The sequence below is a fragment of the Streptomyces sp. SP18BB07 genome (genome assembly GCF_036322545.1).
GTDB classification, from domain to species: Bacteria; Actinomycetota; Actinomycetes; order Streptomycetales; family Streptomycetaceae; genus Streptomyces; species Streptomyces deccanensis.
In genome coordinates, this window is the sequence record NZ_JAQYWT010000295.1 from 84272 (window position 1) to 98139 (window position 13868).

9 protein-coding genes and 2 pseudogenes are annotated in these 13868 nt (G+C 69.7%); 9 read left to right on the top strand and 2 right to left on the bottom strand.

The annotated features are described in order from the left end of the window. Positions 1 to 271: 271 nt before the first annotated feature. Both PUR53_RS16740 and PUR53_RS16745 read left to right on the top strand, forming a co-directional pair. Positions 272 to 694, top strand: a pseudogene (locus PUR53_RS16740) (SAM-dependent methyltransferase); the annotation flags it as partial. A gap of 120 nt (positions 695 to 814) precedes the next feature. After that, positions 815 to 2068 (top strand): annotated as a pseudogene (locus tag PUR53_RS16745) (IS256 family transposase). Between the two features lie 192 nt (positions 2069 to 2260). On the opposite strand, the gene PUR53_RS16750 reads toward PUR53_RS16745, so the two are convergent. Next, entirely contained in the window at positions 2261 to 3154 is an 894-nt protein-coding gene (locus PUR53_RS16750; RefSeq protein ID WP_329908740.1) for an SDR family oxidoreductase, read from the bottom strand. Positions 3155 to 3199: 45 nt separating this feature from the next. Here PUR53_RS16750 and PUR53_RS16755 point away from each other — a divergent pair, with 45 nt between their 5' ends. The 6 genes from PUR53_RS16755 (at position 3200) to PUR53_RS16780 (ending at position 11678) form a co-directional block, all read left to right on the top strand. Then, complete coding sequence (locus tag PUR53_RS16755) at positions 3200 to 3574, top strand: MerR family transcriptional regulator (RefSeq protein WP_329900196.1); 375 nt, start codon at positions 3200 to 3202, stop codon at positions 3572 to 3574. Positions 3575 to 3766: 192 nt separating this feature from the next. Further along, positions 3767 to 4117 (top strand): SAM-dependent methyltransferase, encoded by a 351-nt coding sequence (locus PUR53_RS16760; protein ID WP_329908817.1) that lies wholly within the window; start codon positions 3767 to 3769, stop codon positions 4115 to 4117. A gap of 278 nt (positions 4118 to 4395) precedes the next feature. Then, the gene (locus tag PUR53_RS16765; RefSeq protein ID WP_443080312.1) at positions 4396 to 5898 is read left to right on the top strand and encodes a diaminobutyrate--2-oxoglutarate transaminase family protein; all 1503 of its coding nucleotides are present in this window, start codon (positions 4396 to 4398) and stop codon (positions 5896 to 5898) included. Positions 5899 to 6382: 484 nt separating this feature from the next. Continuing rightward, complete coding sequence (locus PUR53_RS16770) at positions 6383 to 8551, top strand: IucA/IucC family protein (protein ID WP_443080316.1); 2169 nt, start codon at positions 6383 to 6385, stop codon at positions 8549 to 8551. Positions 8552 to 8658: 107 nt separating this feature from the next. Then, positions 8659 to 9396: a GNAT family N-acetyltransferase gene (locus PUR53_RS16775; RefSeq protein ID WP_329908743.1), complete on the top strand. Its 738-nt coding sequence runs from the start codon at positions 8659 to 8661 to the stop codon at positions 9394 to 9396. A 272-nt stretch (positions 9397 to 9668) separates the two neighbouring features. Then, positions 9669 to 11678, top strand: a complete 2010-nt coding sequence (locus PUR53_RS16780; protein ID WP_329908745.1) for an ATP-dependent DNA helicase — start codon at positions 9669 to 9671, stop codon at positions 11676 to 11678. Between the two features lie 189 nt (positions 11679 to 11867). On the opposite strand, the gene lexA is transcribed toward PUR53_RS16780, so the two are convergent. Next, positions 11868 to 12644: a transcriptional repressor LexA gene (lexA, locus tag PUR53_RS16785; protein ID WP_045561107.1), complete on the bottom strand. Its 777-nt coding sequence runs from the start codon at positions 12642 to 12644 to the stop codon at positions 11868 to 11870. A 538-nt stretch (positions 12645 to 13182) separates the two neighbouring features. Between lexA and nrdR the strand changes: the two genes are divergently transcribed. Beyond that, entirely contained in the window at positions 13183 to 13746 is a 564-nt protein-coding gene (gene nrdR, locus PUR53_RS16790) for a transcriptional regulator NrdR (RefSeq protein WP_329908746.1), read from the top strand. Positions 13747 to 13868: the final 122 nt, after the last annotated feature.

Below are 13868 nucleotides of genomic sequence, written 5' to 3' on the forward strand. Positions count from 1 at the left end.
CGAGCCGACCGGCAGGGCAATCGCCCCCTTCCACCCCCATTTGACGTGCCGTCGTGTCGTCGTACCCGGTCCTGCCCGACGCCGCCGGCGACATCAGTTGCTGTTCGGGGGTCGTTTCCGGCAACGGCAGCACACGGGCGAGGAACGGCAGGCGCAGATCACTCCCCACGTCCCCGAGACGTTCAAATGCCCTTTCCAGTGCGGTAGTTGAGCGATTGAGCCTAAGTTGGGGATGAAAGTCACCGCTCACGTTTCGAAGGAGCCGCACCGCATGTCCGACCACTTCCCCCGGGACGATGGTGTCGCGCGCGCCAACCAGATCCGGACGAACGTCTCTCATTCCGCGCGGATCTGGAACTACTGGCTGGGAGGCAAGGACCACTACGAGGTCGACGAGGAGGTCGGCGACCAGATCCTCGGCTTCGTGCCCGAACTTCCCCGCTCCGCCGTGGCCGACCGCCGCTTCCTGGCCCGCACCGTCCGCTATGTGGCCGAGGAGGCGGGCATCCGACAGTTCCTGGACATCGGAACCGGCCTGCCCACCGCGGACAACACCCACGAGGTCGCCCAACGTGTAGACCCCTCCTGCAGGATCGTCTACGTCGACAACGACCCCATCGTTCTCGCGCACGCACACGCCCTGCTCAACAGCACACCCGAAGGCGCCACCGACTACATAGACGCGGAGAGCCATGCTCAGGACTTGTGGATCGGCTCTCCTGGGAGGGCGCACGAGGGGCGTACCTTCCCGAGTGAGTGATCAGCAAGTCACCGAGTAGGCCCGCGTTGCAGCGCGGGTCGGGAAGGCACGCCCGTGCTCAGAGTAGTCACCGACGACGGCACCACCGAGACCGGCTCCTTGATGGACGACATCGTCCGCGAGGGCGCGAGGCGGATGCTCGCCGCCGCCCTGGAGGCCGAAGTCAACCAGTACATATCCGAGTTGGCCGAGCAATGCGACGAGGAAGGTCGCCGTCTGGTGGTTCGCAACGGCCACCACCGCGAACGGACTGTGACCACGGCTGCCGGCCCGATCCCGGTGCGAGCGCCCCGGGTGAACGACAAGCGCGTCGATGCCGCCACGGGCGAGCGCAAGCGGATCTCGTCGAAGATCCTGGCGCCCTGGTGCCGGAAGTCCCCGAAGATCAGCGAGGTGCTGCCCCTGCTGTACCTGCACGGACTGTCGTCGGGGGACTTCGTGCCGGCGATGGAGCAGTTCCTCGGCTCGGCGGCTGGTCTCTCGCCGGCGACGGTGACCCGGCTGACCAGGCAGTGGACCGACGACCACGCCGCATTCCAGGCCCGCGACTTGTCCGAATCCGACTACGTGTACGTGTGGGCCGACGGCGTGCACCCCAAGGTCCGCCTCGGCCAGGCGCACTCCTGCGTCCTGGTCCTCATGGGCGTGCGTCTGGACGGCACCAAGGAGCTGATTGCGCTCGCCGAGGGCCTGCGGGAGTCGACCGAGTCGTGGGCGGATCTGCTGCGCGACTGCCGCCGGCGCGGCATGCGCGATCCCGAACTCGTCGTCGGCGACGGCGCGATGGGCCTGTGGCGGGCCCTGGCCGAGGTGTTTCCGCAGGCCAAGCAGCAAAGGTGCTAGGTTCACAAAGCCCGCAATGTGGTCAACTCGCTGCCGAAGTCCGCACACCCTGGAGCGAAGAAGGCGCTGCAGGAGATCTACAACGCTGAAGACCGCGACCACGCGATGAAGGCGGTCAAGGACTTCGAGTGCGCGTACGGCGCGAAGTGGCCCAAGGCCGTGAAGAAGGTCACCGATGACGTCGATGAACTTCTCGCCTTCTACGCCTTCCCGGCCGAGCATTGGGTGCATCTCCGGACCACGAATCCGATCGAGTCGACCTTCAGCACCGTCAAGCTCCGCACCAAGGTCACCCGCGGCGCCGGCAGCGCGGCCGCGGCCCTGGCCATGGTCTTCAAACTCGCCGAGTCCGCTCAGGTTCGCTGGCGCGCGATCACCGCACCCCAGCTCGTCGCTCTCGTCCGCACGGGAGCCCGCTTCGAAAACGGTCGCCTCGTCGAGCGAGCGGAGGTCACCGCAGCCTGAACACCCTTCTGATCCACAACTTGGCTATGACTCTCGCCGATTTTCCGGGTTGACGCTGATGGCCACCAGGGCGCGGTCCAGGGCGTGGACTTCCGTCTCGGTGGTGAGTTCGTCGAACTGCTTGGCCGCGTTGGCTGTCAAGGCGAACTGGTCCCGACGGGGCCATGTTTGCCGACACCGAGGGCGAGAAGGTCAATCTGGAGCGCGCTCGAACTCAACCGCGTGGTCGCTGGCCCATCTCGCGAAGGTGCCGGCCGGTCGGCCGGCCAGGCGCTCCACATGATCGGTGGTGCGGTGCGACGGCGGTCGGCGCTCCGAGGCAGCGATCAGCGCCTCTACCAGTTGCGGGGGACGACCGTCTGCGAGCATGCGCGAGCGCGCGAGCTCGGCAGGCAGTGCTTCGAAGCGCAGACGGCGCCCGAGTGCGGCACTGAGGCTGGCGACCTGGTCGGCACGGCTGAGCACCTCAGGTCCTGTCAGCAGGTACGGGCCGTGATCCGGATGGCCATGGTGCGCGAGCAATGCACCTGCGGCCGCGTCGGCGACATCGCGCTCGTCGACGACCGCGGTGCGCGCCATGTCCGGGCCTGCCACCACGTCGCCCGCCCGCAGCTGTGCCGCCCAGCCACGGGCGTTCGAAGCCAAGGTGTCGCTGCGCAGCACCACGGGTCGCAGACCGGCCTCGTGGAGCAGGGCTTCCATGTCCGCGTGCACCTGAACGATCGGATCACTCTGGCGAGCGGCTGCGTCGTCGATGGCCGTCGAGGACAGATAGACGACACGGGGCGCCGCTGCGCTGAGTTCCGTAACCAGGTCATGCGCCGGGGCGGAAGCGAGCAGTGGCCACAGGAGAAAGACGGCGTCGATACCCACCAGCGCCGCACGGACGGCGGTGGGGTCTGTCAGGTCGCCGACCACCGACTCGGCCCCGGGGTGCGGGCCGGTCCGGCGGCGCACGAGGCATCGCACGCGCGCGCCGTGTGCATGGAGGCGGTCGACGACCTCACGGCCGAGGTTGCCGGTTGCGCCGGTGACCAGGATCGATGGGCGGTGGCGGGTGCCCGCGGAGCGAGGGATATCAGGCATGATCGAGACGTTAAGGGTTCAGGTCGACATGAAGGCAAGGCGCGTGTGGTGAAGGCGATCGGAGAAGCCGCTGCAGAACTCGGAATCGAAGCTCACGTGCTGCGGCACTGGGAGCAGGTGGGGGCACTCACCGTCCGTCGCGACGGCAACGGCTACCGCATCTATGACGACAACGCTCTGGAGCAGGCGCGAACCGTGCTGAAATTGCGGCACGTCGGGCTCTCGTTGCCGGAAGTCATTGCCGCCATGGCGCCGAAGAAGTCGGCGGCCCAGACGGTTGTAAGGGAAAAGATCGCTGCCCTCGAACGTGAGGTCACCCAAAGGCTGCAGGCCATCACCTTCCTGCAGCACACCGTCGAATGCCGGCACCGTTATGTCGACGACTGCCCGGACTGCGCACACTTCACCCGCGAAGACTGATCCGCCCCCGAGCCCTCATCTCGTCGCGCTCGTCCACGCCGGCGCCCGCTTCGAACGCGGCAAGCTCATCGGACGCCCCCACGACCAACCGACCGCTGTAGCCGCCTAAAGATCTTTACCCACAGGTCTTGACGATAGCTCACGCGGAACGTCCACGACCCCGACACGATCCTGAGGGGCGCCGCGGTCACCCTGGACTTCGATCAGCCGATCGCGATCACCATGATGGGCGTCCTGAACTTCGTCATGGACACCGACGAAGCGGAGGCCATCGTGCGGCGGCTGGTGAATGCCGTACCGCCCGGCAGTCACCTCGTCATCTCCCATCCCACCACCGAGGTCGACGGCGAAGCGATGACGCAGGCGGTCAACTACTGGAACGAACAGGGCTCTGCGCCGATGACCCTGCGCAGCCATGCCGACCTCGTACGCCTCTTCGGCGACGTCGAAGTCCTGTCCCCGGGCATAGCTCCTGCTCCCGCTGGCGCCCGGGAGCCGACGACGAGGACATTGACGTCACTCACTTCGGCGGTGTCGGGCTGAAACGGTGACGCACTGAGCGTGCCCACTTCGCTGACCCACTGCACCAACCCGCTGCACGACAACCCGCTGCCGCGGCAGGGCCGTGGGTGCACGGCCTGTGGCTGGGTCGGTGGGACGGCAGTGGATCGAACCGGACCGACAGCGCTCTCGCACGGCAAGGATTTTTTTCTTACCCGCTTCCCCGTACCGGTCGCGTCGTTGGTACGTGCGGGGGACCCGCCGGTGTTCGGTGCCCCCTGCCGACTTGCCTCTGATGAGCCGTGGGAGGAAGTGCAGTAGTGGCGGTGACCGAGTCTGCGGTGGCGTCGGTCGGGCGTGAGCCCGAGCGAGCGCGTTCGGGATCGGAGAGCGAACGGGCCCGACCACGACGGGAGCACGACGGGGCGGGTGCGGTGAGGTCGGGGCACGGGGCGCTCCTGCGGCCGCAGGCCGCCCGCGACACGGCGGCACGCACCTACGCCCGCTCCCTGCCTGTCGTGCCCGTACGCGCACGCGGGCTGACCATCGAGGACGCCGACGGCCGCCGCTACCTCGACTGTCTTTCCGGCGCGGGCACCCTCGCCCTCGGCCACAACCACCCGGTCGTCCTCGAAGCGATCCGCAAGGCGCTCGACTCGGGCGCTCCCCTGCACGTCCTCGACCTCACCACCCCGGCCAAGGACGCCTTCACCACCGAACTGCTCCGCACCCTGCCGCCAGAGCTCGCCGCCCGCGCCCGTGTCCGGTTCTGCGGCCCCTCCAGCGCGGACGCGGTCGAGGCCGCCTGCAAACTGGTCCGGGCCGCGACCGGACACTCCGGCATGCTCGCCTTCACCGGCGCCCACACCGGCCCGACCATCGGAACCCGCGAAACGCCCACAGGCGCCCGCGATCTTCAGGTGGCCCACCTGCCCTACCCGCAGGACTACCGCTGCCCGTTCGGTATCGGCGGCGAACGTGGCGCCGAACTCGCCGCCCGCTGGGCCGAGTCCGCCCTCGACGACACCGAGCCCGGAGCGCCGCTGCCCGCCGGCATGATCCTCGAACCCGTCCAGGGCGAGGGCGGTGTCCTCCCCGCCCCCGACGGCTGGCTGCGCCGTATGCGGGCCATCACCGCCGCACGCTCGATCCCACTGATCGCCGACGAGGTCCGCACGGGCGTCGGCCGCACCGGACGCTTCTGGGCGGTCGAGCACAGCGGCGTCGTCCCCGATGTCATGGTCCTGTCCCAGGCCATCGGCGGCAGCCTGCCCCTGGCCGTCGTGGTCCACCGCGACGACCTCGACGTGTGGCGGCCCGGCACCCACGCGGGCCCCTTCCGCGGCAACCGGCTCGCCATGGCCGCGGGCGCCGCCACCCTCGCCCACGTCCGCGAAAACGGCCTCGCCGAACGTGCCGACACCTTGGGCGCCCGCATCCTCGCCCAGCTCCGCCCCCTCACCGAGCGCTTCGCCTGCGTCGGTGACGTACGAGGGCGAGGGCTGATGATCGGCATCGAAATGGTCACCCCGGACGCGCCTCCTGGATCCGACGGCATCGGCCCCCCTCCACCCGCACCCTCCCTCGCCACGGCGGTGCAGCGCGAGTGCCTCCGCCGAGGTCTGATCGTCGACCTCGGTGGCCGCAACGGCGGCGTCGTACGCCTCCTCCCACCCCTCACGATCACCGATGAACAGACGAACGCCGTGCTCGACCGTCTGACGGACGCGATTGCCTCGGTGGCGGCCACCGCACGGGCGCGATTCCCGGCGCACCCGGGCCGCGTGCGAGCCGGAGGCTCCGCACACACGCCGGGCGGATGAACACCACCCCCACCCCAGCAGCCGCCCGCCAAGCCACGCCCGCACCAGCCATCCACCCACGGCACCGCCCCACCGCCCGGACCGCCCTCCCGACACCGCACTCCACAGCCCCGCCCCCTTTCCACACAAGCCCCACCCCCGCTCGCCCGCAACAACCCGCGCTTTCCCCCTCACACGAGCAACCCCAGGAACCGCCGTGAACCCGCCGCCCGCCCCCGGGGCCCGCACCCACCACCACACCCGGGAAGCCCACGCCCTCCCCACCCCGGGCCAGCTGAGTGCCGAACGACCGCCTGGCCAGGCGAGTGCCGAACCACTGCCTAGCCGACCTGAACCATTGCTGGGCAAGCTCGAGCCGGGGCAACTGCGGTCCCGCCAAGCCGAGTCGGGGCAGCAGTCGTCGGGCCAGGTCGAGCCGCCGGGGCAGGCTGAGTCCAGTCAGGTCGAGCGGGGGTCCTGCCGGCTGGGGTCGGGGTTCAGCCTGGTGGCGCCCTGGCAGCACCAAGCGGGCCCTGGACCCGGCACGCCCGCGCAGGCCCCGCCCCCCACCCAGCCAGTCCCTCGCCAATCCGCACCCCCTCAGCTTCCGACTGAGCCAAGCCATGAGCGCGGTCGGCCGGCCCCTCGCCGAGCCACCGACGGCATCCGGGCGCCCGAACCCCCGCCCCACCTCGACGCCGACCTTCTTCACCACCCCGACCCGCACACCGCTGCCCAGGCCGCAGCGGTCGAGAACCTCTTGCGCTGCTGGGTACGCGAACACGACCTCACCCCTCCCCAAGACCACGGTGGCCTCCTCCACATCCCTCTCCCTGCCACCGGCACGACCCTCATCGCCCCGGTGCGCTACTGGTCCCCGACCGGCTGGCACCGATTCGGGCTCCCCCGTCTCGCCGGGGCCCCCGACACCGCACCCCCTCTCGACGCGATCACGGTTGCGGCGCTACTAGCCCGCGAAGCGACCGCACGACACACACCGGGCACAGCCACCAAGCCCCGACCCACGGCCGCGCCCACCCCACACACCCATCCCACCCGGCGCGAGCAGCTCACCCAGCGCGCGCACAACGCCCGCGGCGAGCGGCCTGACCAACCCCCCTGTCTCGGCCACGACAGCCCCCTCGTCCAGCGTGACCAACTGGACCTGGTCGGCAGGGTTGCCGACTCCGCCCGCCGTGTCGCCGTGTTCATCAGCGAGCGCCGAGCTCAACCCGCCGACGGCCCCGACCGTTTCCTGGCCGCAGAGCAGGCGCTTCTCCTCGGCCACCCTCTGCACCCCACCCCGAAGAGCAGGGAAGGGCTCTCCGAGGCCGAAGATCAGCTGTACTCACCCGAGTTGCGTGGCTCCTTCCCCCTGCACTGGCTGGCGATCGCGCCCTCCGTCCTGTCGACCGACTCGGCGTGGACCGAGCGCGGCCGTCTCGTCCCGGCCGACCGGCTGACCGCGCGGCTGGCCGGCCCGGCACTGCCACTGCCCGACGGCTTCACCGCTCTGCCCCTCCACCCCTGGCAGCTCCGCGAGGTCCGCCACCGCCCGGCCGTCGCCGCTCTGCTCGACGCCGGTCTGGTGCGCGACCTGGGTCCGCACGGTGCCCCATGGCACGCCACCTCCTCCGTCCGCACCGTTCACCGCACCGGTGCCCCCGCGATGCTGAAACTCTCCCTGGGCCTGCGCATCACCAACTCCCGTCGTGAGAACCTCCGCAAGGAACTCCACCGCGGTGTCGAGGTGCACCGCCTGCTGCGCACCGGCCTGGCCGAGCGGTGGCAGGCGGCCCACCCCGGATTCGACATCGTCCGCGACCCGGCCTGGCTGGCGGTCACCGCACCGGACGGCGACCCCCTGGCGGGCCTGGACGTGGTCATCCGGCACAACCCGTTCGGCCCGGGGGACGACGCGTCCTGCGTCGCCGGCCTCGTGTCACCCGTGCCGTACCCCCATGGCGAACACTGCCCCGACGACCGCCATCTCAACGACCGCCATCCCAATGACGGTCATTCCGACGACCGTCGTCCCGACGAGCGCCTGCTCATGCGGTCGCGGCTCGAAGAGGTCGTCACCCGTCTCGCCGGGCGCACCGGGCGTCCCCGGGGCGCCGTGGCCGTCGAGTGGTTCCTGCGCTATCTCGAGCACGTCGTGCGGCCCGTGCTGTGGCTCGACGGTGAGGCCGGGATCGCCCTCGAAGCACATCAGCAGAACACGCTCGTCCTCCTGGGCCCCGACGGCTGGCCCATCGGCGGTCGGTACCGCGACAACCAGGGCTACTACTTCCGCGAATCCCGCCGTGCGGAGCTCCGATCCCGGCTGCCCGGCATCGGGGAGCGCAGCGACACGTTCGTCTCCGACGAGGTCGCCGACGAGCGGTTTGCCTACTACCTCGGCATCAACAATGTGCTCGGCCTGATCGGCGCGTTCGGCTCCCAGCATCTCGCCCACGAGCGAGTTCTTCTCGCCGCCTTCCGCCGCTTCCTCACGGATGTGGCGACCGGTCCCGCCCGGCTGAACACCACCCTGCCGGCCCGACTGCTCGACTCACCGCTCCTGCGCTGCAAGGCCAACCTCCTGACCCGTCTCCACGGCCTCGACGAACTCGTCGGCCCGGTCGACACCCAGTCCGTCTACGTCACCATCGCCAACCCCCTCCACGCATGACCGACTGCTCCACCTCCTATAGCTGTCCAACCCACTCGTCCGCGTACGCCGCCTCCCTTCAGCCCTGAGGAACATGACCCACCCGATCTCCTGAGAGGAGCGTCGCCGTGTCTCCCACCGACGCGAGCACCGACGCCGGCACTGCCTCGGCCCCCAGCAACGAGGACACACTCGAACTGCGCCTGACCGACGACTTCCTCGCGCTCCTGTCCGAGGACCCCGACCCCTACGGTGGCAGTACCGAGGCGGGGCAGCGGGGACTCCGGGCCAGTGGCGAGCTGCTCGACCACCTCGCGGACTGGGGGCCGGTCGTCACCCCGGCAGGCACCCTGCAGCTCGTCCCGGTGCGCCTCCAACGGGACCTCCCGCTGATCTCCCGCTGGATGAACGACTCGGCCGTGGACTCCTACTGGAAGCTCGGCGGAGCCGAGGACGTGACCGCGAACCACCTACGGACCCAGCTCGGCGGAGACGGCCGCAGCATTCCTTGCCTCGGACTACTGAACGGCTCCCCAGTGAGCTATTGGGAGATCTACCGGGCAGACCTCGACCCTCTCGCCCGCCACTACCCGGCCCGCCCGCACGACACCGGGATCCATCTGCTCATCGGCCCCGTGGCCGATCGGGGGCGTGGTCTCGGCTCCACCCTGCTCCGTGCCGTCGCCGATCTCGTCCTCGACAGACGACCTTCCTGTGCCCGCGTCGTCGCGGAACCCGACCTTCGCAACTTCCCCTCCGTCTCCGCTTTCCTCAGCGCCGGCTTCCGGTACTCCGCAGAGGTCGACCTGCCCGACAAGCGGGCCGCCCTCATGTGCAGAGATCGGCTGCTGCGCGATCTGATGTAGATCCGATGTGGATCTGCTGTGACGCCGTCATATCTGGTACACCGCCCGATCCGATCCGGTTCCCGGTCGAGCCGACGCAATTTCCGGGCCCTGCGACCATCCCGTCCCGTCACGTCATGCCCCGTGGCCATGCGTCCCGTGTCCACCCCGCCCCGTCGAAGAGAACACGTCTTGATCCCGCCCCACAGGCCCCACGCGACCCCGCCTCCCAGACCCCACACGTCCGCCGCGATCACCCGTTTGTCAGTGGTGACCCGTAGGGTGGTCGCGCTATGACGAAGCCCTCACTCCACGAACTCCTGCATGCCGCCGTCACCGCTGTCGGCGGCACGGAGCGCCCCGGCCAGGTGACCATGGCCGAAGCCGTCGCGGAGGCGATCGACGACGGCTCCCATCTGCTGGTCCAGGCAGGCACCGGCACCGGAAAGTCACTCGGTTACCTGGTGCCCGCGCTCGCCCAGGGAGAGCGTGTCGTCGTCGCCACGGCGACCCTCGCCCTCCAGCGGCAGCTCGTGGAGCGGGACCTGCCGAGAACGGTCGACGCGCTGCACCCCCTGCTGCGCCGCCGCCCGGAGTTCGCGATGCTCAAGGGCCGGTCGAACTACATGTGCCTGCACCGGCTGAACGAGGGCGTGCCGCAGGACGAGGAGGAGGGCCTCTTCGACCAGTTCGAGGCGGCCGCGCCCAGCAGCAAGCTGGGCCAGGACCTACTGCGGCTGCGGGACTGGTCGCAGGAGACCGAGACCGGCGACCGGGACGACCTCACCCCAGGTGTGTCCGACCGTGCCTGGGCGCAGATCTCCGTGTCCTCCAGGGAATGCCTGGGCGCCACGAAGTGCGCGTACGGCGCCGAGTGCTTCGCCGAGATGGCCAGGGAGCGGGCCAAGCTCGCCGAGGTCGTCGTCACCAACCACGCACTGCTCGCGATCGACGCCATCGAAGGCGCTCCGGTGCTCCCGCAGCACGAGGTCCTGATCGTGGACGAGGCGCACGAACTCGTCTCCCGGGTGACCGGTGTGGCGACCGGCGAGCTCACCCCGGGCCAGGTCAACCGCGCGGTGAAGCGGGCGGCGAAGCTCGTGAACGAGAAGGTGGCGGACCAGCTGCAGACCGCCGCCGAGGGCTTCGAGCGGGTCATGGAGCTGGCTCTGCCGGGCCGGCTGGAGGAGATCCCCGAGGACCTGGCGTACGTCCTGATGGCGCTGCGCGACGCCGCTCGCGCCGTGATCTCGGCGATCGGCAGCACCCGTGACAAGTCCGTCCAGGACGAGGACGCCGTCCGCAAGCAGGCCCTGGCGGCTGTGGAGAGCGTGCACGACGTGGCGGAGCGAATCAGCAACGGCTCCGAGTGGGACGTCGTCTGGTACGAACGCCATGACCGATTCGGTGCGTCCCTGCGCGTAGCACCCATGTCCGTCTCGGGTCTTCTCCGGGAGAAGCTCTTCGCGGACCGCTCCGTCACCCTGACCTCGGCCACGCTCAAGCTGGGCGGCGACTTCAACGGCGTAGGGGCGTCACTGGGACTGGCCCCCGAGGGCACCCAGGGCGACGACCTGCCGCAGTGGAAGGGCGTGGATGTCGGATCGCCGTTCGACTACCCGCGGCAGGGCATCCTCTATGTCGCCAAACATCTGTCACGTCCCGCGCGGGACGGCGACCGCGCGGACATGCTGGACGAGCTCACGGAGCTGATCCAGGCGGCCGGCGGTCGGACGCTCGGGCTGTTCTCGTCGATGCGGGCCGCCCAGCTGGCGGCGGAGGAGCTGCGGGTCCGCATCCCCGAGAACCCGATCCTGCTGCAGGGCGAGGAGACGCTCGGAGAGCTGATCAAGGGCTTCGCGGCCGACCCGAAGACCTGTCTCTTCGGCACCCTCTCGCTCTGGCAGGGCGTGGACGTGCCAGGTCCCAGCTGTCAGCTGGTCGTGATGGACAAGATCCCGTTTCCCCGGCCCGACGACCCGCTGATGAGCGCGCGCCAGAAGGCCGTCGAGGAGGCGGGCGGCAATGGCTTTATGGCCGTCGCCGCCACGCACGCTGCCCTGCTGATGGCACAGGGCGCCGGCCGTCTCGTCCGGGCGCAAGGGGATCGCGGTGTGGTCGCCGTACTGGACCAGCGACTCGCGACCGCGCGGTACGGCAGCTATCTGAAGGCCTCACTGCCCGACTTCTGGTACACGACGGACCGTAACCAGGTCCGTAGGTCCCTTGCTGCGATCGACAGTGCCGCCACCGCGAGGGAAGAGGCGGAGAAGCAGGAACAGGTGGCCGAAGCGGAGGCATGACGAACGGCAGGTGGCCTGTCCCCAGGAACCACGGGGACAGGCCACCTGCCGTGATGCGCACGGGCTCGGCTTCGGACCGCGAGGCTTCGGCGGACCCTGGGCAGCCCAGGGCCCCGGAACCGGCGCAGTGGATTCCGGGGCCCGGATCAGGGGCGGGGACGGGCACGGGCAACCGTCCGCCGCTGGGTGTCAGACGCGGCGCAGGACGGCCACCACCTTGCCGAGGATGGTCGCGTCGTCACCCGGGATGGGCTCGTAGGCGGCGTTGTGCGGGAGCAGCCAGACATGGCCGTCCTCGCGCTTGAAGCGCTTGACCGTGGCCTCGCCGTCCAGCATGGCGGCCACGATGTCGCCGTTCTCGGCGACGGGCTGACGGCGGACCGTCACCCAGTCTCCGTCACAGATGGCGGCCTCGATCATGGAGTCGCCGACGACTTTCAGGACGAAGAGTTCGCCGTCGCCCACCAGCTGGCGGGGGAGCGGGAACACGTCCTCGACGGACTCCTCGGCGAGGATCGGGCCACCGGCGGCGATCCGGCCGACGAGCGGCACGTAGGACGCGGCCGGCTTGCCCGCCGTGTCCGTCGGCTGGGCCGAGGCCTGGTCGGAGCCGCGGACCTCGTATGCACGCGGACGGTGCGGGTCGCGGCGCAGGAAGCCCTTGCGCTCCAGTGCCATCAGCTGGTGCGCCACGGAGGATGTGCTGGACAGGCCGACCGCCTGGCCGATCTCCCGCATCGACGGCGGGTATCCGCGCCGCTGCACCGAGTCCCTGATCACCTCGATGACCCGGCGTTGCCGGTCGGTGAGCCCGGAGCTGTCCGCCCTGATGCCTGGAGGTCGGCCGGGCAGGGCGCGCTTGGGCCCTTCATGGTTCGTGGCTTCGTTCATCGCATGCACCGGCTCGAGTCGGCTCTGGGAGCGGTCCTGGGCAGTGATGGTGGCACTGTCAGCGGTGGTGGTCACGTCGGCCCCTCTCGATGGTCTCCCGTGCAGCACAACGGTAGTTGCTTTCGAAAGGTTGCGCCAAACACACGTTCGAGTGAAAAACCGTGGATTGTCTGACGTGACCATGCGTCGGGGTGTAGGGCGGCAACTTCGGCGGACAAAAGCATTGATTCCTGTACTCTTCACCGCCGAGGCGAAGGGCCTTGTGGGCCGCTGTCGTCGCGTGGCCCAGTCTGCCATCCGGTACTCCGTCGATCGGGTACCGACCCCGTTCTCGTGGCGCCCCCGCCGCGTCCGCGTCCGCTCCGCGACGGTTCGGACGCGCTCCGCGACCGACTCTCCGTCTGGCACATGCCGATACGTGCGCGACACGCGCGCCGTGGGGGGATTTACGTGCCAAGCCCTACATCTAGTGCTTGGATTGCCGCAACGGCCCAGAAGTTGTGGTCCCCCGGGTCCTCGGGCTCAAGGTCATCCCCTATGCTTGGGGCTGCTTCCGCGGGGCCCAAGTGGCTCGTGGGGCTTATTGAGTCGTGCTGTGAGGAGGGTTGGAGTTATGCACTGTCCCTTCTGCAGGCACCCCGACAGCCGCGTCGTCGACAGTCGTACGACGGACGACGGCACGTCGATCCGCAGGCGCCGCCAGTGTCCCGACTGCTCCCGTCGTTTCACGACGGTGGAGACGTGCTCGCTGATGGTGGTCAAGAGGTCCGGCGTGACCGAGCCCTTCAGTCGTACCAAGGTCATCAATGGCGTCCGCAAGGCATGCCAGGGCAGGCCTGTCACCGAGGACGCGCTCGCCCAGCTCGGCCAACGGGTCGAGGAGGCGGTGCGCGCGACCGGAAGCGCCGAGCTGACCACCCACGACGTGGGGCTGGCCATACTCGGCCCGTTGCAGGAACTCGACCTCGTCGCCTACCTGCGGTTCGCGAGCGTCTACCGGGCGTTCGACTCGCTGGAGGACTTCGAGGCCGCGATCGCGGAACTCAGGGAAGAGCAGGGGAAGCGCCCCGACGCGAACGACGAGGACGTCGAGAGCACGGTCGAGGGGCGCGTGGAGGGCGACCGCGGGTCCGGAGGGGCCGCGCAGGTCCCGGTGCCCGCCAACGCCGCCAACTGACGGCGGGCCGCACCGCCGGACCAGTGGGTCCGGGCGACGGGCGGCGATCCAGACCTGTCGCGAACGGCTGTGTCAGCCGGGTCGCGACACAAGACAGAACACCGTGTCACGGGAACATCGTG

Bases quoted from the DNA above. Each gene is read 5' to 3' on its own strand.
- PUR53_RS16750 (WP_329908740.1), bottom strand. From the start codon at position 3,154: ATGCCTGATATCCCTCGCTCCGCGGGCACCCGCCACCGCCCATCGATC.
- nrdR (WP_329908746.1), top strand. From the start codon at position 13,183: ATGCACTGTCCCTTCTGCAGGCACCCCGACAGCCGCGTCGTCGACAGT.
- PUR53_RS16780 (WP_329908745.1), top strand. From the start codon at position 9,669: ATGACGAAGCCCTCACTCCACGAACTCCTGCATGCCGCCGTCACCGCT.